The sequence below is a fragment of the Janthinobacterium sp. OK676 genome (assembly GCF_900103595.1).
GTDB lineage: Bacteria > Pseudomonadota > Gammaproteobacteria > Burkholderiales > Burkholderiaceae_D > Janthinobacterium.
The window spans coordinates 401,501-426,677 of the sequence record NZ_FNHA01000001.1 but is presented as its reverse complement, the minus strand read 5'-3'; the positions used below and the strand labels follow the sequence as shown (position 1 = coordinate 426,677).

Annotated in this window: 20 protein-coding genes; 18 read left to right on the top strand and 2 right to left on the bottom strand. The window is 64.3% G+C overall.

Translation table 11 applies throughout. From position 1 onward, the window contains the following. Positions 1 to 10 precede the first annotated feature (10 nt). Positions 11 to 1,006, top strand: a complete 996-nt coding sequence (locus tag BLU39_RS02015) for a response regulator (RefSeq protein ID WP_092708948.1) — start codon at positions 11 to 13, stop codon at positions 1,004 to 1,006. Between the two features lie 276 nt (positions 1,007 to 1,282). On the opposite strand, the gene BLU39_RS02010 is transcribed toward BLU39_RS02015, so the two are convergent. Next, entirely contained in the window at positions 1,283 to 3,151 is a 1,869-nt protein-coding gene (locus BLU39_RS02010; RefSeq protein ID WP_092708945.1) for an esterase/lipase family protein, read from the bottom strand. A 1-nt stretch (position 3,152) separates the two neighbouring features. Then, positions 3,153 to 3,929: a DUF481 domain-containing protein gene (locus BLU39_RS02005; protein WP_092708942.1), complete on the bottom strand. Its 777-nt coding sequence runs from the start codon at positions 3,927 to 3,929 to the stop codon at positions 3,153 to 3,155. Positions 3,930 to 4,175: 246 nt separating this feature from the next. Between BLU39_RS02005 and BLU39_RS02000 the strand changes: the two genes are divergently transcribed. The 17 genes from BLU39_RS02000 (at position 4,176) to BLU39_RS01920 (ending at position 25,069) form a co-directional block, all read left to right on the top strand. Further along, positions 4,176 to 4,862, top strand: coding sequence for a winged helix-turn-helix domain-containing protein (locus BLU39_RS02000; RefSeq protein ID WP_092708939.1), 687 nt, complete (start codon positions 4,176 to 4,178; stop codon positions 4,860 to 4,862). Beyond that, entirely contained in the window at positions 4,855 to 6,207 is a 1,353-nt protein-coding gene (locus BLU39_RS01995; RefSeq protein ID WP_092708936.1) for a sensor histidine kinase, read from the top strand. Before BLU39_RS02000 ends, BLU39_RS01995 begins: the two co-directional genes overlap by 8 nt. Before the next feature lie 248 nt (positions 6,208 to 6,455). Then, a complete protein-coding gene (locus tag BLU39_RS01990; protein ID WP_092708933.1) occupies positions 6,456 to 7,538 on the top strand; it encodes an acyltransferase family protein in 1,083 nt (360 codons plus the stop codon). Between the two features lie 206 nt (positions 7,539 to 7,744). After that, positions 7,745 to 8,785, top strand: a complete 1,041-nt coding sequence (locus tag BLU39_RS01985; RefSeq protein ID WP_368087016.1) for an acyltransferase family protein — start codon at positions 7,745 to 7,747, stop codon at positions 8,783 to 8,785. A gap of 172 nt (positions 8,786 to 8,957) precedes the next feature. After that, a complete protein-coding gene (locus BLU39_RS01980) occupies positions 8,958 to 9,860 on the top strand; it encodes a VirK/YbjX family protein (RefSeq protein ID WP_092708927.1) in 903 nt (300 codons plus the stop codon). 112 nt (positions 9,861 to 9,972) lie between these two features. Continuing rightward, positions 9,973 to 10,947, top strand: coding sequence for a porphobilinogen synthase (gene hemB / locus BLU39_RS01975; RefSeq protein WP_035819309.1), 975 nt, complete (start codon positions 9,973 to 9,975; stop codon positions 10,945 to 10,947). 129 nt (positions 10,948 to 11,076) lie between these two features. Further along, positions 11,077 to 12,420, top strand: coding sequence for an MBL fold metallo-hydrolase (locus BLU39_RS01970; RefSeq protein ID WP_092708924.1), 1,344 nt, complete (start codon positions 11,077 to 11,079; stop codon positions 12,418 to 12,420). A 56-nt stretch (positions 12,421 to 12,476) separates the two neighbouring features. Continuing rightward, positions 12,477 to 12,998: a peptide-methionine (S)-S-oxide reductase MsrA gene (gene msrA / locus BLU39_RS01965; RefSeq protein WP_092708921.1), complete on the top strand. Its 522-nt coding sequence runs from the start codon at positions 12,477 to 12,479 to the stop codon at positions 12,996 to 12,998. Positions 12,999 to 13,008: 10 nt separating this feature from the next. Then, the gene (locus tag BLU39_RS01960; protein WP_092708918.1) at positions 13,009 to 13,824 is read left to right on the top strand and encodes a helix-turn-helix domain-containing protein; all 816 of its coding nucleotides are present in this window, start codon (positions 13,009 to 13,011) and stop codon (positions 13,822 to 13,824) included. A 175-nt stretch (positions 13,825 to 13,999) separates the two neighbouring features. Then, on the top strand, positions 14,000 to 15,340 hold the full coding sequence (locus BLU39_RS01955) for an MFS transporter (protein ID WP_254788859.1): 1,341 nt from the start codon (positions 14,000 to 14,002) through the stop codon (positions 15,338 to 15,340). A gap of 16 nt (positions 15,341 to 15,356) precedes the next feature. Then, positions 15,357 to 17,024 carry an FAD-dependent oxidoreductase gene (locus tag BLU39_RS01950; RefSeq protein WP_092708912.1) on the top strand — a complete coding sequence of 556 codons (1,668 nt, stop codon included), beginning with the start codon at positions 15,357 to 15,359 and terminating at the stop codon, positions 17,022 to 17,024. A 104-nt stretch (positions 17,025 to 17,128) separates the two neighbouring features. Continuing rightward, positions 17,129 to 17,314, top strand: coding sequence for a DUF2783 domain-containing protein (locus BLU39_RS01945; protein ID WP_092708909.1), 186 nt, complete (start codon positions 17,129 to 17,131; stop codon positions 17,312 to 17,314). Next, complete coding sequence (gene hmgA, locus BLU39_RS01940; protein ID WP_092708906.1) at positions 17,311 to 18,615, top strand: homogentisate 1,2-dioxygenase; 1,305 nt, start codon at positions 17,311 to 17,313, stop codon at positions 18,613 to 18,615. The genes BLU39_RS01945 and hmgA overlap by 4 nt, the downstream gene beginning before the upstream one ends. Before the next feature lie 170 nt (positions 18,616 to 18,785). Beyond that, entirely contained in the window at positions 18,786 to 19,979 is a 1,194-nt protein-coding gene (locus tag BLU39_RS01935; protein WP_092708902.1) for a sigma-54 interaction domain-containing protein, read from the top strand. A gap of 234 nt (positions 19,980 to 20,213) precedes the next feature. Next, a complete protein-coding gene (locus BLU39_RS01930; RefSeq protein WP_092708899.1) occupies positions 20,214 to 21,293 on the top strand; it encodes an LLM class flavin-dependent oxidoreductase in 1,080 nt (359 codons plus the stop codon). A gap of 28 nt (positions 21,294 to 21,321) precedes the next feature. After that, positions 21,322 to 22,476, top strand: a complete 1,155-nt coding sequence (locus BLU39_RS01925; RefSeq protein ID WP_034755824.1) for an LLM class flavin-dependent oxidoreductase — start codon at positions 21,322 to 21,324, stop codon at positions 22,474 to 22,476. Positions 22,477 to 22,696: 220 nt separating this feature from the next. Then, positions 22,697 to 25,069 (top strand): TonB-dependent receptor, encoded by a 2,373-nt coding sequence (locus BLU39_RS01920; RefSeq protein WP_092708896.1) that lies wholly within the window; start codon positions 22,697 to 22,699, stop codon positions 25,067 to 25,069. Positions 25,070 to 25,177 lie beyond the last annotated feature (108 nt).

The window sequence follows — 25,177 nt, the reverse complement described above, 5'->3', positions numbered from 1 at the left end:
TGGGCTTACGATGACCTTACACGAAGACAAACCGATCCTGCTGCTGGTCGACGATGAAGCGACGAATCTGCAGGTGCTGCGCCAGATTTTGCAGGACGATTACCGCCTGCTGTACGCCAAGGATGGCGAGAAAGCGCTGGAACTGGCGCAGAACAATCCCGTCGAACTGATCCTGCTCGACATCATGATGCCCGCCATGACGGGCTATGAAGTGTGCCGCCAGCTCAAAGCCATGCCGGCCACCGCGCCCATTCCCGTTATTTTCGTCACCGCCCTGTGCGACGTGAAGGACGAGGCGGACGGTTTTGACGCGGGCGCCGTCGATTACATCACCAAGCCGGTCAGCCCGCCCATCGTGCGCGCCCGCGTGCGCACGCACTTGTCGCTGGTGGACGCCGAGGAATTGCGCCGCTCGCGCCTGCAGGTGATCCAGACCCTGGGCCAGGCGGCCGAATACAAGGATAACGAGACGGGCATGCACGTCATCCGCATGAGCTATTACGCGCGCCAGCTGGCGCTGGCGGCCGGCTACAGCGCGGGCAGGGCGGAAGACCTGCTCAACGCGGCACCCATGCACGACGTGGGCAAGATCGGCATCCCCGACGCCATCCTGCAAAAGCCGGGCAAGCTCGATGCGGACGAATGGCAAGTCATGCGCAGCCACGCGGCAATCGGCGCGGCCATCATCGGCGAGCACGCAAGCGGCCTGTTGAAAATGGCGCGTACCATCGCCCTGACGCACCACGAGAAATGGGACGGCAGCGGCTATCCGCAAGGATTGAAGGGCGAGGAAATCCCGCATGAGGGCCGCATCGTCGCCATCGCCGACGTCTTCGACGCCCTCACCAGCGAGCGTCCGTACAAGCGCGCCTGGACGATTGACGAAGCCATCGCCACCATGCAGCGCGACAGCGGCACGCACTTCGACCCGGAGCTGCTGGCGCTGTTCATCGAGCAGTTGCCGGCCATGCTGGAGATCAAGGACAAGTGGCGCGAGCCGGTGTGAACGGGCTGCGTGCCAGCCTGGCAGGTCGGATTAGCGAGGCAAAGCCCCGCGTAATCCGACAACGTTGTTGGCGCTGCCCAAAGTGAAGCTAACAATGTTGTCGGATTACGGCTCCGCCTAATCCGACCTACGGTTGCCAGCCCAGCCATTGGCACCAGTCGGGTAGGTTGGCTTAGCGCGGAGCGCGTAAGCCAACATCACCATGGGCGTGGCCAATAATATTGTCGGATTACCGCCTGCGGCCTCGGCGGCCCCGCCTAATCCGACCTGCGGTAGCTAATCCGCCAGCCGCAGAATCCGCCGTATCTCCAGAATCGCCTGCGGGCTTTCCTGCACGCTGTGCCACGACGGGATGACTTTTTCCGACTGCGCGCCGTCGAGGTGGGCGCTGGCGTAGGGCACGACGCCGTCGCTCGATTCCGCCAGCGGCAGGTCCGGCGTGTCGTTGCCCATGATGGAGTAGTAGCGCACTTTCGGGTTGATGGGCAGGTCGGCCACCAGGCGCACGAACGGGTCCTTGTCGCTGAGGTTATCGATGCTGTTGGGGATGCGCAGCGGCTCGCTGCTGCCCGTGTCGAGCTGCGCCAGGCTCCCGGCCGCGTCCGACAACTGGTCGAGCATGGTGATGGGCAAGGTGACGAGGTTGGCGATCCAGCGCGCCACCTTGTGGTTGGCGAACGAGGTGCCGCGATGCGGCGCGGCGATGAAGATGGCGCGGTTCACCTGCGGCATGGCCGTGAAATTGAGGTAGGGCGCCAGTCCGGCGCGCACTTTTTCCGCCTTCTTGCCTTTCAAATTGTATTCTTCCGTGATGGCGTCGAGCAGGGTGTTGCTGGCGTCGGAGACCATCAGGCGCGCCAGTACGCCGCCCATGCTGTGGCCGATCAAGACCATGTCGTTCGCGGCCGTCGCCTTGGCCGCAGGGTCGAATTGCGCCAGGGTCGCGTTCAGCGCCTTGCGGATGGCGGCGTTGTTGGCCGCCAGCGGCGCGTTGCTCGGGTAGTACACCTGCCAGATCTGGTAGCGGCGGCGCAGCTGTTCGTCGCCCATCAGTTCATTTGCCACGTTGATCCACGCTTCCGGGCTGCTGGCCAGGCCGTGCAGCATGACGATGGTGCGCTTGTTCGGGTCGTAGGGCTGCATCAGGTGCACCTGCGGGCGCGAAATGCCGTCGGCGCTGCCGAACAGGGTGCGCAGCGCCTGCACGCCGAAGCCGGAGCGGGCCAGCCACAGGCCATAGCCGGCCGTGAAGTTGGCCGCCACGGGCAGCTCCTGGCCGGCCATGCGCGTCGATTCGCTGCGTGTCGGGTCGACCAGCATCACCAGCAACTGCTGCGTGGCCAATACCTCTTGCAGGCTGTTGCCACCGAAGCGTATCAGCGCCGTGACGACGGGGAAGCGGCTTTCCTGGAAGGCCGCGTCCCTGGCTCCGGCGGGCTTGGGCATGACGGCCACGAGGTCGGCGCCGAAGCCGTCGCGCCGGTACACATTGCGCAGGCCGGAAAACGACAGCGAGGTGGCCGGCAGCAGTTCTTCGGGCAAGGTGCCGTCTTCGGGCAGGCGCAGGGCCGACAATTCGCTGTCGATCTGCCAGCCGGCGACGCGGATCACATTGCCGTCCGGGCGGTATTCGCCACGGTGGCGGAACAGGTTGCCGACGGCTTTTTGCACGGCATAGTTATAGTAGTCGCGGATTTGCGTCTGGCGTTCCTCGAAGGCGCGCTGGCCCGGCGTGCGCGTCGTGTAGAACAGGTAGGCATACGCGTAGCGGGCCGACTCGAGCCAGGCGGCCAGCGTTTCGGCACTCGGGTGGCCGCCCTGTTTTTCTTCCGCCAGCGCGCTTTCCAGCCACAATTCGGACAGGGTGGCCAGGCGCTGCTCGTCGCTGAGCAGCTCGGAGCGGGCCAGGTCGGCGCGGCAGCTGCCCGTATTGGCTTCGCAGGCGGCGATGTCGCTGCCGATGATGCGCAGCACTTCGCTGGCCGAGGCGCTCAGTTTGCCCGTCGTGAGGATGTCGCCGCGCCGCTGCTGCAGGTAGTCGGCCGGCGAGATCGCGCTGACGGTGACGGCGGCGCAGCCGCTCAGCAGCGCCGCCGCGCACAGCAGGGCGCCCAGGCGCAGGCGCCGCATCAGCGTGGCCGGCATCTCAGAACGAGTAGACCAGGGTCAGCGACGTTTGCGTATCCGTGTTCTTCTTGTCGTCCGGTACGCGCGTGTCGTTGCGGGCGCTGAAGGCGGCCTTCATCTGCATGGTGCCATTGATCTTGGTGCTGAGGGCCGTTTCGGCGATCGAGTGGGTGTTCGAGGTGCCCCGCTCCACGCTCACCGTCTGGGTGAACATGGCCGACTGGCTGATCTTCCACTTCATGGCGGCCGCGCCGCGTACCGTCAGGCCGTGTTCCGATTCGCCCGTGTCGTTGGTGCCGCTGAAATAGCCGGGACCGAATTCCACGTCGACGCTCTTGTCGGTCGACTGGTACCAGCGCGAGCCATGACCGACGGCCAGGGTCGAGTACTTGGTGTAGGCGCCGAACTTGTCGTTCACGTGCGAGGCCAGCACGAACAATTTTTCATGGTCGGCCATCAGCTTGTAGGCAGCCTTGGCGGAGGCGGAAAAGCGTTCGGCCGAGCGTTCGCGGATCTTTTGTCCCTCGTCGTTCGTCGTCTCGTCTTCCTTGAAGTAGCCGCTGAAGATGTACTGGTTGCTCCAGTCGTCGAGTTCCTGGCGCGCGTCGATCTTGCCCGTGACGGAGGTGCCGACCGTGTTGCCCGAGGTGGTGATGGCGCCCAGCTCGGCGGAAGTGCTCCAGCTGCCGATGGGGATTTCATCGAATAGCATGCTTTGTTTGGTGTCTTTGGCGGCGGCGCTGCCGCAAGCGATGGCCATGGCCAGCGCCAGGGCGAGAGAGTGGGTCGATTTCATGGCTGTATTGGTCTGTGGCGCGCGCCGGGCGCGCCCGATGTTCGTTAGTGGCAGTGGTGGCTATGGAGGCCGCGGCAAGCCGGGAGGCGCCGATAAAACAGGGGCGCGGGCGCGCGGCCAAACAATGTCGAGGCTGTATTGTACCCGACCCTGTCATCGCGCGCCGCACGCGGCGGGACTGGCAAGTGGCGCGCGCCTGGCGTATGCTGCGCATGTTTGCTGTCCCGATCTTTACAAGGAATTCCCGTGCGCTGCCTGGTCATCGAAGACGAAGCCGAAACTTCCCGCTATATCTGTGCCGGCCTGCGCGAGGCGGGCCACGACGTCACGTCCTGCGACAATGGCATCGACGGCATGCGCCTGGCCTGCGGCGAAGACTGGGATGCGCTGGTGCTCGACCGCCTGCTGCCTGGCGAGATCGATGGCCTGGCCATCGTCGCGCGCCTGCGCGGCATGGGCCGCAACACGCCCGTGCTGGTGCTGTCGGCCCTGTCCAGCGTCGACGAGCGCGTACGCGGCTTGCGCAGCGGCGGCGACGATTATCTGTCGAAACCGTTCGCCATCGCCGAACTGCTGGCGCGCATCGAGGCGCTGCTGCGGCGTGCCGCGCCCGTGCCCGAAGCGACGCAGTTGCAGGTGGCCGACCTGGTGCTCGACATGCGCACCATGCGCGTGACGCGCGCCAACCGGCAAATCGCCCTGCAGCCGCGCGAATTTCGTTTGCTCGAATACCTGATGCGCCACCAGGGCCAGTCCGTCACGCGCGCCATGCTGCTCGAAGCCGTGTGGGACTACCATTTCGACCCGCAGACGAACGTCATCGACGTGCAGGTAAGCCGCTTGCGCACCAAGGTGGACAAGGAATTCTCGCCGCCGCTGATCCACACGGTGCGCGGCGTCGGCTACACCCTGGGCGTGATCGACAGTGCGTAACTGGCACCGCTCGATCGCGGCCCGGCTGGCGCTCGGCTATGGCGTGCTGGTGGTCGTGTCGATCAGCATCGTCTGCGCCGTGTTCTATTTCGGCACCATCGGCGTGCTCGATCGCAGCGTGGACCGCAAGCTGGTCCTGCTCTCGGAGCGCCTCGCCGCGCTGTACGAGCAGGGCGGCAGCCGCCGCACGACGGCGGAAATCGGCCATTTGCTGACCGACCGCACCGACAGCGACACGGAGATCTTTTTGCTGGTGGATGCCGATGGCCGCCGCGTGGCGGGCAATCTGACGTCCTGGCCCGACACGGGCAGCCCGGCGGGCCGCTTGCTGCACCGCGACGTTACGCGCGAAGGACGCCGGGTGCCCGCGCGCATGCTGATCCGCGACCTCGATGGCGGTGCGCGCCTGTTCGTCGGGCGCGACATGGAGGAGGGCAGGTCGATCCGCGCCCTGGTGCTGCGCTCGCTGGCCTATGGCGCCGGGGTGGCGATCCTGCTGGTGGTGGCGGGCGCGTGGCTGTTCCGCCGCCAGCTCGAGGCGCGCATCGGGCAGATCCGCCGCACGGCGGGCGAAATCGAGGCGGGAGACCTGAGCCGGCGCATTCCCGTGTCCAGCGAAGATGAATTCGGCTTGCTGAGCCGCGACATCAACCGCATGCTCGACCGCATCGAACACCTGATGGAAGGCGTGCGCCACGTGTCGAACGCCATCGCGCACGACCTGCGCACGCCGCTGGCGCGCATCCGCAACAAGCTCGATGGCGCCTTGCGCCAGCAGCCGGGCGTGGCCGGTTACGAAAGCGCGGCGCAGGCAGCCATCGATGACATCGACGACCTGACGCGCGTGTTCGACAAGCTGCTGCAGATCGCGGCGGCCGAATCGGGCATGCGTCCCGAGAATTTCGACGACATCGACCTGCAGCAGATCGGCGCCGACATCGTGGAAATGTACGAGGCGACGGCCGACGAGCAGGGCGTGCTGCTGGTGCAGATGTATGGCGAAGGCGTGCCCGCGCGCGGCGACCGCAACCTGCTGGGCAGCGCCCTGGCCAGCCTGGTCGACAACGCCATCAAGTATGCGGGGCCGGGCGCGACGGTGGAAGTGTCGGCCGGCAGCGACGCGCAGGGCAGCTGGCTGGCCGTGCGCGACAACGGCCCCGGCGTGCCTGCCGAGGAATTGCCGAAACTGACGCAACGCTTCTACCGCCTCGACAAGAGCCGCCATTTGCCCGGCAACGGCCTGGGCCTGTCCATCGTGGCGGCCATCGCCGTCCTGCATGGGGGCAGCCTGGAGATTGAGGATGCGGCGCCGGGATTGCGGCTGAGGCTACGCCTGCTCAACTGAGTGCCCCGGCTTGCGCCTGACTCGCGAGGCGCGGCCCTTCCGGTGACACCATCGCCCTGGGAATTGTATATTTTGCATTTTAATATTACATCATGTTATTATGCGAATAATGTATAAATGTTATTTCATTTGACAGAAATGCAGTGCCACGGGCATATGGCCTAGCTGGCATTGATCATGGCGTTCAGGCCTCCCCCCTTGCTGTTCTGTCCGTACAGTTCGGTAAACGATAATCAAGCGAAATCGAAATGGTTGATGCAAGTGTCCAGCGTCAGGATGATGGACGTATTATTTCCCTCGATGCCATGCGCGGGATTGCTTCCCTCGTGGTGGTGGTATATCACTTGCCGTATATCTACGGTTTCAAGATGCAGTACGCCTATCTTGCCGTGGAGTTCTTCTTTATCCTCTCGGGCTGGGTCATGGCACACAGCTATGAAGAGCGTATCGGCAACGGCTTGCCGTTCAAGAATTTTGCCTTGAACCGTTTGGCGCGCCTGTATCCGCTCTATCTGTGCGCGACTTTGTTCGGTTTCCTCGTCATGCTGGTAAAGATGCGCTTTGGTACTCCGTCGGCCAATCTGGCCTGTCTCGTGCCGAATGCTTTCTTATTACCCTGCATAAATCCCGTTGGCACGGCGTTCCCCCTGAACGGGCCAGCCTGGTCGATCTTTGTGGAAGTGGCGGTCAATATCCTGTGGTTTTTTGCAGTGTGGCTGGGCCTGTCTGCATTGCGCTGGAAATTCGCCTTGCACCTGTGTTTTACGGTATTGCTATGGGGAACTGCTATCTACAGCCACCGCTATATGGGCGGTTTCAATCCGAATGATTTGCATGAAGGTTTGTACCGGGGGCTGCTGGGGTTTTCCGGAGGGATTTTGCTCTTCAGTTTCCGCCGCCAGCCATGGATACTCGTCTATTTTGCGATAGTGACTATCGCCGTCCTCCTCGCTTTCGGCTTGCGCGGCGACAGCGGCGGCGTCACGCCGCTGGCCTTTGTCGTCATGGGCCTGCTGCCCGTGCTCGTGTGGCTGGCAGCGTGGTGGCGCCCAGCCATGTTGGAAAACAGTTTCTGTGCTTATCTTGGCGATATCTCTTATGCCGTTTATCTGCTGCATTTGCCTTTGGCAATCCTGTTGCAAAAACCACTGAGGTTGCTGCTGCCGGGGCCCGGGATTTCCAGCATCGCGCTTAAATCCCTGATCTTTAGCGCGCTGTTGATAGTGCTGAGCACTGCCAGTTTCCGGTGCCTGGAAATGCCGGCCCGCCGCTGGCTGTTGCGCCGGTTCCGCAATGGTGACAGGCAACAGCTTTCTTTTCCGGCCCGCTAGCGGCCTGCTACTCGTCATATTCAATGTAAAAATTATCTTTTCGTATATTTTAAAAGATATTAATTACCTTTTTTTGCATCTATATGGAATAGTCTGATGCGAGGCTTGACCGCCGTCGGAATCTACCGCGCCGGAGCTTTTCATTCGTAGGGGTGTGAGATGGGAAATGCAGTGCCGGATGGTGCGATGGCAGGCAGCCGCGTCGTATCGCTCGATGGCATACGGGCATCGCCGCCCTGCTTGTCATGGTGTACCACCTGCCGATCATTTTCGGTTTTCATGTTCCTCATGCCTACCTGGCGGTCGACCTGTTTTTCATGCTCTCGGGCTGGGTCATGGCTTATAGCTACGAGGAACGCATAGGCCAGGGAATGGCATTCCGGCAGTTTGCATTGCAGCGCTTTGCGCGCTTGTACCCCTTGTATGGCGTGGCGCTGGCCCTGGGATTCTCGTATGCATTGGCCAAATACCTGTTTGGCACGCCGACGACCGCTACACTGGCTTGCATCGTGCCAAATAGCGTCATGTTGCCCTGCATGCTGGATGACACTCAAAACTTTCCATTGAATCGCCCCGCCTGGAGCATTTTCGTCGAAGTGGTCATCAATCTCGGCTGGTATTTTGTCGTGCGTTTCGGAATGCGCACCATGCGTTGGAAATTCGCCTTGCATCTGGGCTCAGTGCTGCTGTGCTGGGGCACGGCCTATATGGTCGAGCGTTTCTTGCGCGGTTATACGCCCGCGGATGTGACTGAAGGGCTGCTGCGCGGCCTGGCGGGCTTTTCGGGTGGCGTGCTATTGTTTTATTGCCGCAAGCAAGCCTGGATACTCGCCTATTTTGCGGCGCTGTCCCTGGCCATCCTGCTGGTCTTTGGCCTCAAGGGGCTCAGCGTCGAGCTGATGCTGCTTGCCTTCGTGGTCATGGCCTTCTTTCCGGCGCTGCTGTGGCTGTTGGCCGCCCTTCGTCCGGCTGTCCTGGAAGGCAAAATATCCGCCTTCCTCGGTGACATTTCCTATGCCGTCTATTTATTGCATGTTCCCCTTGGCCTGTTTCTTGTCAATCCCTTGCTGCGCCTGGTGCCGGGCGCCGGCTTGGCGCCGACCGCCATCCGCGCCGCATTGTTCACCGGAGTGCTGATCGCCGTTTGCAGCCTCAGCTACCATTGGCTGGAAAAGCCCGCGCGGCGCTGGCTGGTGGCCCGTTACGGAAAGCCGGGCCGGCCGATGGGCGCTGCGGCGGCACCCTGAGCGCCCAGGCTCGCCAGCAGCACATTACCAACTTGTAACCCCCCTCGTTTTCACCTCCCCCTATCATCCGCACTACCCGGTGTAGAGCGCCTGCCAGAGTGCAGGCGCCTGTTCCGGGCTGCCTGCGGCGTCGCCGCGTCCCGTTCATCAGACCCGTCGTAGAGCCGTTCGCATGCATACTTTTACCGCCACCGGCGACAGCGCCGCGCAGCAGCAGGCGCCACTGCGCCAGCATGGCCACCGTATCAAGGCCGCGCTGGGCGCCATCGTCTTCCCCGCGCAGCGCGCGCGCTGGCAAGCTTTCGTTGCCGCGACGCCGGGCCTGGCGGCACTGGCGCAAGTCCATCCCAGCCTGCTGTACAAGATTTATCGTCCCTACGCCAGTCGCCGGTTCGGCTGTGCTGCGCGGGTGGACCTGCTGCGCGGGCATTACCGCTTCCTGTGGCAGGCGGGCGCGCGGCCGCTGGTGGAATACGCGGCGCACCGCCCGCTGGTGCTGGCCGCCATCGAAGGCAAGGATGGCGCCACCTACCGCTTGCAGCTGACGGCCATCCACGACAGCCACCGCGAAGGGGATCTGTGCCTGCGCCTGACGCGCGACGGCGTGCCGCTGTACCTGGCCAGTTTCCTGTTCCGGCCGCAGCCCGGCGGCGCCGCCATCCAGCTGGGCGCCTTGCAGGGTTTGCGCTCGCAGGCGGGCGCGCAGGCGGTGAAGGAAGCCACGCGGGCGCTGCATGGCTGCCGGCCGAAAAACCTGATGGTGGCCGCCTTGCGCGACCTGGGCGACTTTTTCGGCTGCGGCCATCTGGACCTGGTCAGCAACGCCAACCGCATCGCGCTGAACTGGCGCCGGCGCCGCCATATCTCGTGCGATTACGACCTGGCGTGGCGCGAGCTCCATGCCCAGCCCACCAGCGACGGCAATTACCGCCTGCCATGCGGCCCTTGCCGGAGGCCGGACCTGGAGCTGGTGCCGTCGAAAAAGCGGGCGGACGCGCGCCGCCGCGGCGACATGCTGGTGCAGGTGGCGGCCGACATGCGCTGGCAAGTGGCCGCCCTGCTGCATGCGCAATGAAGGCGCAGGGCTGGGTTTCTTGACTTGCGCGGCTTTTTTGCCGGGCGGCCCGGCGCAAGCGGCGCGATCGGCGTATACTGATCGGCGTTGTTAACCTGAAGCCAGTCAACCCATGCCAGCACAATTCCCCACTTCGCGCATGCGCCGCCTGCGCGCGACCCCGCAACTGCGCGAGCTGTTCCGCGAAACCGAGATCAATCCGCGCGACCTGGTCCTGCCGATCTTCGTCGACGAAGGCAGCAGCGATTTCATCGACATCAAATCCATGCCCGGCGTGCGCCGCATTCCCGAAGCGAAGCTGGCGCAGGAAGTGGAGCGCTACGCGCGCGCCGGCCTGCGCTCCGTCATGACCTTCGGTATTTCGCACCACAAGGACAGCCACGGCACGGACACCCTGAACCCGGACGGCCTGGTGGCCCGCATGTCGCGCATCATCAAGGACGCCGTGCCGGAAATGGTCGTCATGTCCGACACCTGCTTCTGCGAATACACGGACCACGGCCATTGCGGCATCCTGCATGGCGACACGGTCGACAATGACAGCACGGTGCTCAACCTGGGCAAGCAAGCCGTCATCGCCGCGCAGGCGGGTGCCGACATCATCGCCCCGTCGGCCGCCATGGATGGCCAGGTGGCGGCGATCCGCAGCGCGCTGGATGCGGCCGGCTTCCACGACACGCCCGTGATGGCGTATTCGACCAAGTTCGCCTCCGGCCTGTACGGTCCGTTCCGCGACGCGGCCGGCAGCACCCTGAAGGGCGACCGCAAGACCTACCAGATGGACCCGATGAACCGCCGCGAAGCCGTGCGCGAGTCCTTGATCGACGAAGCCGAAGGCGCGGACGCGCTGATGGTCAAGCCGGCAGGCGCCTACCTGGACATCATCCGCGACCTGCGCGAAGTGACGCGTCTGCCGATCGGCGCCTACCAGGTCAGCGGAGAATACGCGATGATCAAGTTTGCCGCGCAAGCCGGCGCCATCGACGAGCGCCGCGTGGTGCAGGAAACCCTGGGCGCCATCAAGCGCGCGGGCGCGGACATGATCTTTACGTATTTTGCGATGGATGTGCTGAATAATCCGTATTGAGGTTTGTCTCTGGCGCGCCGTTAGCGTCCTTTTGCACCCCAAAAGCAAGAGCTGGGGTCGGACCCTCAGGGACTCGGCGTCCCCGTCCGACCCCGGCATTTGCGCCGTTGGGTTCTCTTCGATTTCCCCATGCCCCTGAAAATCTCCCGCATCCTGCACGCCGGCTATGTCTTCGAATGCGAAGGCACGGCCATCGCTTTCGATCCCATCGTCGAAAATCCGTTCAGCCGCAACTGCCATGCGTTCCCGCCCGTGCGCTTCGACCTGGACGCCGTGCGGCAGCTGCGCTGGGATGCCGTCTTCATCTCGCACTTCCACGACGACCACTGCTCGCTCGACAGCCTCGACGTGCTCGACCGCGCCACACCCATTTATCTGTACTGCGTCTTCGACGAGCTGTTCGCCATGATCCGCGCGCTGGGGTTTACGCAGGTGCGGCGATTGCACGTTGACGTGCCCGTGCAGGTGGGCAGTATCGAGGTGATTCCGCGCCGCGCGCTGGATGACGATGTCGACTCGCTGTTCCAGGTGCGCGCGGGCGGGCTGAACGTGCTCAATGTCGTCGATTCCTGGATCGGCCCGGAGACTTTGGCACAGCTGGCCGCGTTTGCACCATGGGACATGGTGCTGTGGCCATTCCAGACCATGCGCGAGATCGCCGTCATCGCGCCGTCGCAGGCGCAGCCTGGCCCCGTCGAACTGCCCGACGACTGGGTGCCGCAGCTGCGCGCGCTGGCGCCCCGGTACATCGTGCCCAGCTCCTGCCAGTTCGTGCAGGAAGACTGGTCCTGGTACAACCACGCGATGTTCCCCATTACCTATCGCCGGTTTGCGCAGGAGATCGGCACCGCGCTGCCGGAGGCGCACATCTTCCGCCTCGATCCGTCCACGTCCGTGCTGCTCGACGCGCACGGCGTGACTGACTCCGAACCCTTGTCCTGGGTGATACCCGTGGGCCCGCAGGATGTGGATTTCGATTACCGTCCCGATGCGCCGCCGCCCGCCACGGCGGACATCGCGCGCCGTTTCGCGCCCTTGAACGATGCCGACGCGGCGCTGGCGCTCGACTTTTGCCGCAAGGGCTTGCTTGAACGCTACCGCGACATGGAGCTGCCCGAGGACAGCTATTTCCAGCAACCGCGTTTGTGGCGCCTGTCCCTGTACGGCCATGACGGTGCGGCCACCGTGCTCCATTACCGCACGCATGGCGACGTGATCGACCTCGTGCCGGAGCCTGGCGAGGCGCCAGGCTGGACGACGGAGCTGCCTCTCGTGAAATGCCATGCGGCGCTGGTGCTCGGCGAATCGCTGACGTCGATGTACATGCGCATCAACGATGGCCCTTTCGATACCGCCGCGCGGGCGGAACTGGAGGAGGCCGACATCGTCGACGACCCCTTGATCCGCTGCCTGTTCAACGACGCCATCGGCGCCTACCAGGCGGCGCAGCTCAAGCGCTTGCTGGCCCGCTGAAGAAAGTCGCGTGACAGGGTAAGATAGCTGCTTCTGACTAGAACGGGAAAGACACCATGGCACAAGACTATGCACAAGGCAATGAAACGGCGATCCTGGCCGGCGGCTGCTTCTGGGGCGTGCAAGACTTGCTGCGCCGCTATCCGGGCGTGATCGCCACGCGCGTGGGCTACAGCGGCGGCGACGTGGCCAACGCCACCTACCGCAACCACGGCACGCATGCGGAAGCGATCGAGATCATCTTCGACCCGAAGGTCATCAGCTACCGCAAGATCCTGGAATTCTTCTTCCAGATCCACGACCCCAGCACGGAAAATCGCCAGGGCAATGACCGCGGCACGAGCTACCGCTCGGCCATCTATTACACGAGCGACGAGCAAAAGCGCATAGCCGAGGACACCATCCGCGACGTTGACGCCTCCGGCCTGTGGCCCGGCAAGGTGGTGACGGAAGTGGCGCCGGCCGGCCCGTTCTGGGAAGCGGAACCGGAGCACCAGGATTATCTGCAGCGCTTGCCGCATGGCTACACCTGCCATTACATCCGGCCGGACTGGGTCTTGCCGCAGCGCGGGCAGTAAGAAAGCCGATATGCGTTACTGGCGCGTCGAGCGGCGGCAGGCGGAAGGGCAGCTGGACTTCGGGCGTACCCTGGAGCTGATGGCTGCCATCGGCCATGCCGACGTGAATGCCGTCGCCGGGGCCATCCTGAAAACGGTCAGCACGGTCGCGCCCATAGCCCAGTGCACGATCTTTGCCTATGAATTCGGCAACCGTCCGCGCACCGTGGCCGTGGCCGACCGGCGCGGCGGACGTTTCCTGCAAGATATTGCCGACAGCTATGCGCGCCACTATTACGCGCTCGATGGCAACCAGCGCGTGATTGCGCCCGTGCCGGGGCGGAAAATCGATCCCGCCATCGTGCTGCATCAGCAAGCCAGCGACGAGATCGACCATCCCGGCTACCGTGCCGTCTGCTATCAAAAACCGAATGTGTCGGACCGCTTGTCCCTGCTGGTGCAACCGGCCGGCGATATCTGGCTGTCCGTCAATTTTTACCGCGACAGCAGCCAGGGCCAGTTCCTGCCCGGCGAAGTGGCCAGCATCGAGACCCTGTCGCCGCTGTTTGCGCATGCCGTCAAGCACCATTACAGCCTGAACGGCCAGAATACGCAGGGCGTCGCGCCCATGATGCTGGCCAGGCTGCGCCAGCATTGTCCCGCCTTGAGCAAGCGCGAACTGGACGTGCTGCGCTGCGTGCTCGAAGGCCTTACGGCCGTGGAAATCGCCGAGATCATGGGCGTGCAGCCGTCCAGCGTGACGACGTACCAGAAGCGCGCCTATAAACGCCTGGGCATTTCCAGCCAGCGCCAGTTGTTCGCGCTGTGCATGGCACCAGCGCCTTAGTACTTTTGGCGTAGCAATGGCTCCGCCTTTCTGACTGGTTTAGCCGCAAAACGTCCCCAAAATAGGGACAGCCGCCGGCATCGCCGTCTGCATACTGTGTTTCAAGCCGGGATCACCCGGCCGCTCTCACCCAATAAAAACAGCAAGGGGAGGGCGACACCTTATGGAGACAAGCATGATCATCGCCAAAGCGGCCACCCCCGCCACTGCGCCCGTTCCTGACGCGGCCGCCAATCAACTGGAACAGCAGGTGATGCGCAAGGTATCGCGCCACCTGCTGGGATTTCTGTTCCTGCTGTTCGTGTTTTCCTTTCTCGATCGCATCAATATCGGCTTTGCCGGCCTGACCATGATGCAGGACCTGGGCCTGTCCGGCACCCAGTTCGGCTTTGCCACCACCCTGTTTTACATCGCCTACATCGCGTGCAGCATCCCCAGCAACATCGTGCTGGCCCGCATCGGCGCGCGTAAATGGATAGGCAGCATGATGATCGCCTGGGGCCTGGCCTCGACGGCGACCCTGTTCGCCAGCGGTCCGGCCAGCCTGTATGCGCTGCGCTTTCTCGTCGGCGTGACGGAAGCGGGCTTTTTGCCCGGCATGTTGCTGTACCTGACGTACTGGTTTCCCAGCGCCTACCGGGCACGCGCCAATGCCCTGTTCATGATCGCCATGCCCGTGACGGCCGCCATCGGTTCGGCCTTGTCGGGCCTGATCCTGGGCCTTGATGGGCACTGGGGCTTGAAGGGCTGGCAATGGCTGTTCTTGCTCGAAGGCATGCCATCCGTGCTGCTGGGCCTGGCCGTGTACGGCTACCTCGACGACTCGCCCAACAAGGCGAACTGGCTGAGCAGGCTGGAACAGCAGGTGCTGGCGCGCATGCTGGCGGCCGAGCACAAGCCGGTGGCGTCCCAGCAGAAGACTTCGGTTCTGACGGAAATGTTGTCGCCCACGGTATTGAAATTCGGCGTCGCCTATTTCTGTCTGGTCAACACCCTGGCCATGGTGGCCGTGTGGACGCCGCTGATCGTGAAAAGTTTTAATAGCAATGCCAGCAACACGCAGATCGGCTTGCTGGCGGCCATCCCGCAAGTGTGCACCGTCATCGGCATGATCGCCTGGGGCCGCCGCTCGGACCGCTTGCAGGAGCGCCGCTGGCACATCGTCTGGCCGATGCTGCTGTCGGCCGGCGGCTGGCTGTTGACCGCATATTCCGGCAATCCTGAGATGCAACTGCTGGGCGTATGCATGGCTTCGACGGGTGCGTACACGGCCATGTCCGTCTTCTGGACGACACCGGACCGCGCCCTGAGCCTGGGCGCGCGCGCCATCGGCATCGCCGTCATCAACGCGACGGGCAATATCGGCTCGGCCCTGAACCCCGTTGTCGTGGGCTGGCTGAAGGATTTCACGCACAGCTTTGCCACGGGCTTGCTGTACGCCAGCGTGCTGCTGGTGGCGGGCGCGGCCATCGTGCTGACCCTGCCCATCGCCCGTGGCGGCAAAGAACAATCTTGATTGAAGAGGACCCATCATGAGCGACACGTTTCATCCATATCCCCATGTGCCGAAAGTCTATCCGCCTGGCAAGCCGGCGGGCGCATCGACGCAGCACGTCCCGGTGCTGATCGTCGGCGGCGGCCCCGTGGGGCTGGCCACGGCCCTGGGCCTGGCCCGTCACGGCGTGTGCAGCGTGCTGATCGAAGCGGACGATGGCGTGTGCACGGGCAGCCGCGCCATCTGCATCTCGCGGCGCAGCCTGGAAATCATAGCCCGCCTGGGCGCGCTCGACGGTTTTATCAGCAAAGGCTTGCCGTGGGCAGGTGGACGCAGCTTTTACCGCGAGGAAGAAGTACTGCATTTCACGATGCCGCAAGATGCGAACCAGAAGCTGCCGCCCATGCTCAACCTTGCGCAATACCATATCGAGCAATTCCTGCTGGACGCGGCCGAACGCCAGCCCGAACTGATCGATATCCGCTGGCAAACGCGGGTGACGAACGTGGACAGGCACGCCGATGGCGCCACCGTCACGGTCGCCACGCCCGATGCAACCTACCGTATCGAGACGGACTGGCTGGTGGCGTCCGATGGCGGGCGCAGCGTCGTGCGCGAAGCGCTGGGCCTGAAACTGCAGGGCACCAGCTATGAAGGGCGCTATGTCATCGTCGACATCCACCTGAAAAGCGACCGTCCGACGGAGCGCCTCGCGTATTTCGACCCGCCGTCGAATCCCGGCTCCACCGTGCTGGTGCACAAGCAGCCCGACGATATCTGGCGCATCGACTACCAGTTGCGCGACGACGAGGATGCGCAGGCGGCCGTGCTGCTGGAAAACGTGGCGCCCCGCGTCGACAGCCTGCTGGCCATGATGGGGGAGACAAAGCCGTGGCATCCCGTGTGGATCACTATCTATAAAGCCAACGCATTGACCCTGGAAAAATACCGGCACGGCCCCGTGCTGTTCGCTGGCGATGCGGCCCACCTCGTGCCCATCTTCGGCGTGCGCGGAGCGAACTCGGGTATCGACGACGCGGACAACCTGGCCTGGAAGCTGGCCTACGTCGTCAAGGGACTGGCGCCGCAGGCCTTGCTGGACAGCTATTCGGACGAGCGCGTGTACGCCGCCCATGAAAACCTGCGCCACGGCACCAAAAGCACGGAATTCATGGCGCCTCCCACGTTTGCCTTCGATCTCATGCGCACGGCCGTGCTGGGACTGGCGGGCAAGCACGCGCACGTGCGCTCCCTGATCAACCCGCGCCAGACGAGCGCCATCGCGTATGCGCAGTCGCCCTTGAATGCGCTGGAATCGGATGTGTTTGCAGAAGGCCCTGCGCCGGGCACGGTCTTGCCCGAGTGTCCGCTGGCGCTGTCGCACAACGGCGGACAAAAAGCCGGGTATATTACCGATTTGGTGCAGCGCGCCGATGGTCATTTCACGGGGCTGTATTTCAGCGACGATGGCGCCGTGCCTGCCGAACTGCTGGCGCTGTGCGATATATTGCCGTTGACGACCGTGGCGATCACCCGCAGCGGGGCGCAAGGGGGCGCCTGGGACCACACGGCGCAGGTATTTTCGCTGTTCGACGCGCAGCCTGGCAGTTTTTACCTCGTGCGCCCGGATGGCCATGTGCTGGGGCGCTGGCGGCAAGTGCAGGCGGGGCAGGTGGTTGCTGCTTTGAAACGGCTATTGTGTTGAGCCAAACCCAATCGCAAATTCTGGGGTCGGACCCTGAGGGTCCGACCCCGGCTCTTTCGCTTTTCGGGTTAGCGAAGGAAGAACACTGGAAATCAGGAGATCATATGACCGACATCGAACTGGACAATCTTTACACCGAGCTGTGCCACACCATGGGCGGCCTGGGCGAACAGCGCTCGCCCCTGTTCCTGGCCCGCTTTGCCTTGCTGGCCATGGGCGCCATCGGCAAGGCTGACGTGGTGCAGGGCTTGCTGCGCGACGCGGCCGACGGCCTGGCGGAGCCGGCATGATAGGCGCCGGCTACCAAAGCGGCTTCGGCAACGAATTTGCCACGGAAGCCATCGCCGGCGCCTTGCCGCAGGGGCAGAATTCGCCACAGCAGGCGCCGCTGGGCCTGTATGCTGAGCAACTCTCGGGCACGGCCTTCACGGCGCCGCGCGCGCAGAACCGGCGCTCGTGGCTGTACCGCATCCGTCCCGCCAGCCAGCATCCGCCATTTACCTTATTGGCCAACACGCGCATCGTCAGCGATTTCCACGCCATGCCTTTCACTCCGCCGAACCAGCTGCGCTGGGACCCGCTGCCGCTGCCCGACAGCGCGACGCCAACGGACTTCATCGATGGCTGGCAGACGATGGCCGGCAATGGCAGCGCCGAAACGATGAGCGGCTGCGCCATCCACGTGTACGCGGCAAACCGCTCGATGCAGCGTTTCTTCTATTCGGCCGATGGCGAACTGCTGGTCGTGCCGCAGGAAGGCCGGCTGGCGATTGCCACGGAACTGGGCTTGATCGAGCTGGAACCGCAGGAAATCGCCGTGATCCCGCGCGGCGTGCGCTTCCGCGTGACCCTGTCCGACGGCGCGGCGCGCGGCTATGTGTGCGAAAACTTCGGCACGGCCTTCCGCCTGCCGGACATGGGCCCCATCGGCTCGAACGGCCTGGCGAACGCCCGCGACTTCCTCACGCCGCACGCGGCCTACGAGGATATCGATGGCGAGTGCGAACTGGTGGCCAAGTTCGGCGGCCATCTGTGGCGCACGATCTTGGACCATTCACCGCTGGACGTGGTGGCCTGGCATGGCAATTACGCGCCCTACAAATATGATCTGCGCCGCTTTAATGTCATCGGCTCGATCAGCTACGATCATCCGGATCCGTCGATCTTCCTCGTGCTGCAGGCACCGAGCGAAAATCCGCTGCTGGGCGCCATCGACTTCGCCATCTTCCCGCCCCGCTGGCTGGCGGCCGAACACACATTCCGGCCGCCCTGGTTCCACCGCAACGTGGCCAGCGAATTCATGGGACTGATCCATGGCGTGTACGACGCCAAGGCGGCCGGTTTCGTTCCGGGCGGCGCCAGCCTGCACAACTGCATGTCCGGCCATGGCCCCGATGCGCAGACGTTTGAACGCGCCTCGCACAGCGACACGAGCGCGCCCGTGAAGGTGGCCGACACCATGGCCTTCATGTTCGAGACGCGCACCATCCTCAAGCCGACGCCGTTCGCCTTGAACGGCGAACTGCTGCAAAACGACTATTTCGAGTGCTGGCAAGGCTTGCGCAAGCATTTCGATCCGGACCAGGCTTAGTCGAACCGCGCTCACGCGGCCCGCGCCAGCGTATGCGGGTTGGCAGGCGACATTGCCGGCTCCCTTGCCGCAGCAAGGTTCGGACCAACGCCCCGCATATGCAAAATCCGGATAAGCTAGCGCGGCACCATTCGTTCACGCCTGCGGATGGAGCGCGGTATAGTCGGCCCATGGAACTCTTAGCCCACAATTTCAGCAGCGATTTCGCGCGCAGCGCCCACCTTGCCCGGGGCGCCGGCGATGACGGCGACAGCGAGGCGCTGGTCGCCTTCCGCGACCCGCAGCAAATGAGCTTGCTGGTGCGCGCCACGGCCTTTGTCTTTGCCGATCCCCGCTCGCGCCAGTTGCACGAACTGATCGAGCGCATCGCGCCCAGCGAGGCGACGGTGCTGATCACGGGCGAAACGGGAACGGGAAAAGAGCTGATCGCGCGCCATGTGCACGGCTTGAGCGGGCGCGCCGAACAGACGTTTGTGGCGATCAACTGCGGCGCGTTTTCCGAAACCCTCGTCGAGAGCGAGCTGTTTGGCTATGAGAAAGGCGCGTTTACGGGCGCGCTGCAGGGTAAACCTGGCTGGTTCGAGACGGCCAGCGGCGGCACCCTGTTCCTCGATGAAATCGGCGACTTGCCGCTGGCGATGCAGGTCAAGCTGCTGCGCGTGCTGCAGGAGCGCGAAGTGGTGCGCCTGGGCGCGCGCCGCGCCATCTCCATCGACGTGCGCCTGATCGCCGCCACCAACGTGGACCTGGCCGAAGCCGTGCGGGCCGGGCGCTTCCGCGAAGACCTGTATTACCGGCTGCAGGTAATCGGCCTGCCGCTGCGCCCCTTGCGCGAGCGTCCGGGCGACATCATGCCGCTGACGCGCCACTTCATGGCCATCTATGCGCAGCGCCTGCACCTGGGAGAGGTGGAACTGGGCCTGGACGCGCAGCAGGCCTTGCTCGGCTACCCGTGGCCGGGCAATATCCGCGAACTGGAAAACGTCATCCACCGCGCGCTGCTCGTGTGCCGCAGCGGCGTCGTGCGGGCCGAGGACTTGAGCTTGTCGGGCTGGCACCGCGCGCCTGCCGCCGCACCTGTCTCTGCGCCTGTTCCCGACGCCTGGGCCGGCGGCGCCGACATCGCCTACGCGGCCCATGGCGCGGCCTGCCAGGACGATATGCTGGCCGCCGAGCGTTTTGCCCGCGCCTGGCAAGCCTTGCTCGACTCGGGCGAAGCCGTGGAATTCGAAGCGATGCAGCAGGAACTGGTGCGCGCCGCGTGGGAGCGCAACGAGCGCAACCAGGTGCGCACGGCCAAACACCTGAACCTGAGCCGCAACATCCTGCGCACCTTCCTGAAAAAGGCGGGCGCCATCGACTAGGCGCATGATGGACTTCCCGGAGCCGGACCCGCAGCGATGCGGCTCCGGCTTTTTTCATGGCTGTTGCGCGCGCAGCACGCTGCTGCCGGCGGTGCAGCCGATTGCTGCGCAAGCAGCAGCTTCGGGCCTCGATGGGCGTCCAGCGCATGGCATGTTTTCTGCGAGGAGGGAAGGGCAGGTCGCCACGCACGATGCGCCGCGGCCTTTTCTTCGACCCACGACAGGAGTCCATGCATGACCATCGAATTCATCTGGCAATTGCCCACCGGCGGCGACGGCCGTTACGCGGCGCCCGGCATTTTTCGCCGGGGCGAGCGAAGCGCCGGCGCGCCCAGTCCTTTGCAGGCGGGCGTGGGCGACCCGCGCGGCGTGCGTCCGCCCTTCAATTATTTCGATTACCTGCACCAGATCGCCCGCGCGGCCGACCTTTCCGGCTTCGACGGCATCCAGATACGCCACGATACGCAGGGCGATGAAAGCTGGATCGTCGCAGGGTATTTGGCGCGCAGCACGCGGCATCTGAAACTGATCGCCGAATTCGACGCGGCCTGGGGTTCTGCCGTGTATGCGGCAAAGAACGCCGTCAGCTTCCAGCGCTTTACGGGCGGGCGCTTCGCCTGGCAGATCGGCCACGGCGGCGATGCCGCGGCGCGCCGGCGCCAGGGCGATGCCGCAACGGACGCTGACATCTTGCCCCGCATCGATGAATTCATCACGGTGGCGCGCGGCGTGCAAAGTACTTCGCCGTTCAGCTTCAAGGGCAAGTTCTTCGAGGTGCAGGACGGCGGCTTCAAGGGGCCGCTGGCGAACCATCCCATTAACACCATTTACCTGAATGGGGACAGCCCGGAGGCGTTGGCCCTGTCGGCGCGCCAGGCCGACGTGCACGTGTTCGACGCGGCGCCCGTGGCGGACCTGCAGCCGGCCATCGCCAGCCTGCAAGCGCAGGCGCGCCAACTGGGCCGCACGGTGGCGGCGGGCGTGCGCATCGACGTGCTGGCCCGTGAAACGTTCGAGGAAGCGTTGCGCGACGCGCGCCGCTACCGCAGTGGCGCGGGACTGGCCGACGATGCGCCATTCGATGCCGGTGCCGCCGCCTTCTGGCCCGGCTTTGCGCAGGCGCAGACGGGCGCCCGCGGCGCCCTGGTTGGCAGCTATGCACAGGTCAGCGCCGCGCTGCAAGCGTATGCGCAGGCGGGTATCTCCAGCTTCGTGCTGGCGGCCATCCCCCATTTCGAGGAAGCCTACCGCATCGGCGAGCACGTGCTGCCGCTTGTGCGGGCGGCTTTGTACACGCAACGGCAAGCGGCCTGAATCCCCTAATTTGAAGGAGTACCACTACATGGCAATCGACTTTTTCTGGCGCATCCCCACGCATGGCGAACCGAGTTCGCACCGCGCCCGCACGCCGTTTCGCGGCGACTGGTTTCCCGGCAATGACAACCTGCGCCAGGCCGGCCTCGGTGGCGGCGGCGCCGACGGTTTTACGTATATCGACTACCTGGCGGAAATCGCCCGTGCGGCCGAGCTGTCGGGTTTCCAGGGCGGTTTGATTCCGTCTTTCCCAATGACGGATGAACCGTGGGCCATTTCCGCGCTGCTGGCGCGCGAGACGAGCACCTTCCGCTTCATGATCCCGTTCCAGCCCGGTTTTTTGAACCCCGTCGTGGCCGCGCGCATGACGGCCAGCCTGCAGCGGGCCACGGGCGGCCGCGCCCTGTACAACGTGATCACGGGCGGCGGCGGTCCGGCGCAGCTGTGGTGGGGCGATTCGGCCGGCCACGACGACCGCTACACGCGCACGACGGAATTTCTCGACGTGGTGCGCGGCGTGTGGCGCGGCGGGCCGTTTTCCTACCAGGGCAAGTTCTACCAGGTGGAAGACGCGGGCCTGGCCACGCCGCTGTCGGAGCAGGATTTCCCCGAGATTTATTTTTCCGGCTCGTCCGACGCGGCCCTTGGTTCCGCTTCCAAGCATGCCGATTACTACCTGACGTGGCTGGAACCGTTCGAGCAGCTGCGCGAGAAATTCGCCCGCGTGCATGAAAAGACGGCGCTCTTGGGCCGCAAGATCAAATGCGCCGTGCGCGTCGACATCGTGGCCCGCGCCACGGAAGAAGAAGCGTGGGACGAAGTGCGCAAGGGCTTTGACGCCGTGGACCCCGCCACCTTGCGCCAGTTCCTCGGCGCCGATGGCGGCGACTCCGTGGGCGCGGCGCGCCAGCGGGGCAACCGCCCGACCACCCTGAACAGCTACAAGGACTTGATCACGGCGCCGAACATCTGGTCCGGTTTCAATTTGCTGCGCGGCGGCCAGACGCAGGGCATCGTCGGCAGCTACCAGCAGGTGGCCGAACGCCTCGACGAACTGGTGCAACTGGGCGCCGACGCCTTCATCCTGGCCAGCACGCCGCATCTGGAAGAAGCGTACAGGGTTGGCGAGGAAGTGCTGCCGCTCGTACGGGGACACACGTCGGCGCTCCTGCGCGCCGCCTGAGTATCACCTGTTGCCGCGACAGCAGCGTTACCGCCTGCTGTCGCGCAGGCAGCACGCGGCAGCGTCGCTGCTGCCAAATCAACAGCACTATCATGACGATAGTCTTCCTTTGAAATCAATCACTTAAGAACGATTTTTCTGCGCTGCGGCAGCGGGCATGCGCCTTGCAATACAGGTCATCACCATCTCGCGTTTTGACTTTACTCAAGGATAATCACCCATGCGCCGTTCGACTGCCTCCGCCGCCGTTTCTTCTTTCCCCTTTCATTTGACGCCAGTGCGCCGCGCGCTGCGCTCGGCCTTCGCCGTCGGCGGCCTGATGCTCGCTTCGAGCATGGTCCATGCGGAAACGCCTGGCGCCGACGCCATTGCCGCCGTCGACGCGAACGGCGGGGGCGAGGGTGCATCCCTGCAATCGGTGACGGTGACGGCGCAAAAGCGCGAGGAGTCGGCGCAAAAGGTACCGAGCGCGATCACGGTCCTCGGTGGCAAGGAACTGCTCGACACGGGCATCGGCCGCTCGGCCAGCGAGATCCTCAACTACGTGCCGAACGCTTCGGCCGGCACGCAGCAGCATGGCCGCCCGCGCTGGTGGATACGCGGCGTGGGCGCGGGCCAGCAGCAAATCGATTTCCCGAACCCCGTCGGCTTCTACCTCGACGACGTCTATATCAGCAATTCCAGCGCCACGGGCTTTCCCCTGTTCGACCTGGACCGGGTGGAAGTGCTGCGCGGCCCGCAAGGTACCTTGTGGGGCAAGAATACGACGGGTGGCGCCATCAACGTCATTTCGCGCAAGCCTTCGTTCAAGTCCAGCGGCTACGCCAAGCTTGACTACGGCAGCTACGACACCAAGCTGGCCGAAGGCGCCATTGGCGGCGCGCTCGTCGACGAGGTGCTGGCGGGGCGCTTGTCCTTCCATACGGAACAGCAGGACAGGGGCCGCTTCCACAACCGGTTTACGGGCGAGCGCGATGGAAAACTCAAGGACAGCGCCATCCGCGGCCAGCTCAAGGCCCTGATCGGGCGCGACCTGACGGCGAACCTGAACCTGCATTACCGCGACTACACGACCAAGGGCGCCACGACGACGGTGGCCAGCTATGGCGCGAATGGCGTCTACCGCAATGGCTACATCCCCAGCACCAATCCCGATGACGTGAGCACGAATGCGCCGGCCGACAGCGACGTGAAACAGGGCGGCGCGCAGCTGAACCTGGAATACGCGCTGGGCGAGCTGACCCTGACGTCGATCACGGGCTATGAAAATTTCAGGAACGAGGCGACGGGCGACAGCGACAACACGCCGCTGGAAGTGGGCCGCAGCCGCTCCAAGGCCAGCAGCCGGCAAGTGTCGCAGGAGCTGCGCCTGACGTCGCCGCAAAACGGCACCGTGAGCTGGGTGGCGGGCCTGTTCTATTTCAATGAAAAGATCGATTCCGACTCGGCCGGCGCGCGCCTGCCCAACGGCACGGTGCCGGCGCTGGCGGGCAGCACCCAGCCCGTCGGCTACAACCGCACCATCTACCGGCACAAGGCGCGCAGCGCGGCCATCTTCGGCAGCACGACCGTCAACTTCAGCGAGCAGTTCCTGTCCACCTTCGGCCTGCGCTGGACGACGGAAACCAAAGACCTCGATTTGCAGCGCGTGCAGGCCGCATCGAACACGGTGACGTTTGGCGATGCGGCCAGCTGGTGGGACACGGTCCGGGGCGGCAATTACGCGGCCGCGTCGGTCGCCAACAACAACTTCACGTCGAATCCCTCGACCACGTGGAATGCGCTCACGTATGACGTGACACCCGAATACCGCTTCAGCCGGACCCTGCGCGGCTATTTGAAATACGCGCACGGCATCAAGTCGGGCGGCTACAACACGAGCGCCACGGACGTGCGGGCCCTGAACACGGTGAAACCGGAAACCCTGAATTCGTTCGAGGCGGGCATCAAGTCGGAATGGCTGGACGGGCGTTTGAATTTCAATGCCAACGTTTTTCACTATGATTACAAGAACGTGCAGGTCAATATTACGGGCGTGTACAACGGCGACCCCACGCAAAGCGTCAATTACCTGCAGAACGTGCGCAAGGCCCACGTGAATGGCGCGGAATTCGAGATCGAGGCGCAGCCGACGGACAATCTGCACATCAACGCCAACGTGGGCTTGCTGCGCACGGAATTCGACGATTTCGCCATCCAGAACAATGGCGGCGACCGTTCGGGCAACGAATTCGTGCGCTCGCCCCACGTGACGGCCTTGCTGGCGGCCGATTACCGCTACCCGCTGGGCAATGGCGCACAGCTGGTCTTCAGCGGCGACGTGCGCTACACGTCGAAGCAGTACTACTATGTCGACCCGCAAAACGCCGCGCGCGACTTGCTGAACCAGGGCGGCTTCGCGCTGGCCAATGCACGCCTGTCGTACGTGCTCCCGGGCGGCAAGCAGCGGATCACGGCCTATGCGAACAACCTGGCCGACAAGGTCTACCGCAACCACACCCTGACCAGCTTCGTGCCCGGTGCCGTCAACGGCGACACCGTCATCATCGGCCAGGGCCGCACGGTGGGCGCGTCGTACACCATCCAGTTCTGATGGCGATTGATTGATGTGAAGCCGGCAAACTCGCCGGCCATTTTTTTGATCAGGTAGGCCGGCCTGGCGCAGCGGTAGGTCGGCTTAGCGCAGCGTAAGCCGACAACA

What these genes read in the sequence shown, in the direction of transcription:
- BLU39_RS02015 (WP_092708948.1), top strand. Translation starts at nt 11, where the DNA reads ATGACCTTACACGAAGACAAACCGATCCTGCTGCTGGTCGACGATGAA.
- BLU39_RS02010 (WP_092708945.1), bottom strand. Translation starts at nt 3,151, where the DNA reads ATGCCGGCCACGCTGATGCGGCGCCTGCGCCTGGGCGCCCTGCTGTGC.
- BLU39_RS02005 (WP_092708942.1), bottom strand. Translation starts at nt 3,929, where the DNA reads ATGAAATCGACCCACTCTCTCGCCCTGGCGCTGGCCATGGCCATCGCT.
- BLU39_RS01990 (WP_092708933.1), top strand. Translation starts at nt 6,456, where the DNA reads ATGGTTGATGCAAGTGTCCAGCGTCAGGATGATGGACGTATTATTTCC.
- BLU39_RS01980 (WP_092708927.1), top strand. Translation starts at nt 8,958, where the DNA reads ATGCATACTTTTACCGCCACCGGCGACAGCGCCGCGCAGCAGCAGGCG.
- hemB (WP_035819309.1), top strand. Translation starts at nt 9,973, where the DNA reads ATGCCAGCACAATTCCCCACTTCGCGCATGCGCCGCCTGCGCGCGACC.
- BLU39_RS01970 (WP_092708924.1), top strand. Translation starts at nt 11,077, where the DNA reads ATGCCCCTGAAAATCTCCCGCATCCTGCACGCCGGCTATGTCTTCGAA.
- msrA (WP_092708921.1), top strand. Translation starts at nt 12,477, where the DNA reads ATGGCACAAGACTATGCACAAGGCAATGAAACGGCGATCCTGGCCGGC.
- BLU39_RS01960 (WP_092708918.1), top strand. Translation starts at nt 13,009, where the DNA reads ATGCGTTACTGGCGCGTCGAGCGGCGGCAGGCGGAAGGGCAGCTGGAC.
- BLU39_RS01955 (WP_254788859.1), top strand. Translation starts at nt 14,000, where the DNA reads ATGATCATCGCCAAAGCGGCCACCCCCGCCACTGCGCCCGTTCCTGAC.
- BLU39_RS01950 (WP_092708912.1), top strand. Translation starts at nt 15,357, where the DNA reads ATGAGCGACACGTTTCATCCATATCCCCATGTGCCGAAAGTCTATCCG.
- BLU39_RS01945 (WP_092708909.1), top strand. Translation starts at nt 17,129, where the DNA reads ATGACCGACATCGAACTGGACAATCTTTACACCGAGCTGTGCCACACC.
- hmgA (WP_092708906.1), top strand. Translation starts at nt 17,311, where the DNA reads ATGATAGGCGCCGGCTACCAAAGCGGCTTCGGCAACGAATTTGCCACG.
- BLU39_RS01935 (WP_092708902.1), top strand. Translation starts at nt 18,786, where the DNA reads ATGGAACTCTTAGCCCACAATTTCAGCAGCGATTTCGCGCGCAGCGCC.
- BLU39_RS01930 (WP_092708899.1), top strand. Translation starts at nt 20,214, where the DNA reads ATGACCATCGAATTCATCTGGCAATTGCCCACCGGCGGCGACGGCCGT.
- BLU39_RS01925 (WP_034755824.1), top strand. Translation starts at nt 21,322, where the DNA reads ATGGCAATCGACTTTTTCTGGCGCATCCCCACGCATGGCGAACCGAGT.
- BLU39_RS01920 (WP_092708896.1), top strand. Translation starts at nt 22,697, where the DNA reads ATGCGCCGTTCGACTGCCTCCGCCGCCGTTTCTTCTTTCCCCTTTCAT.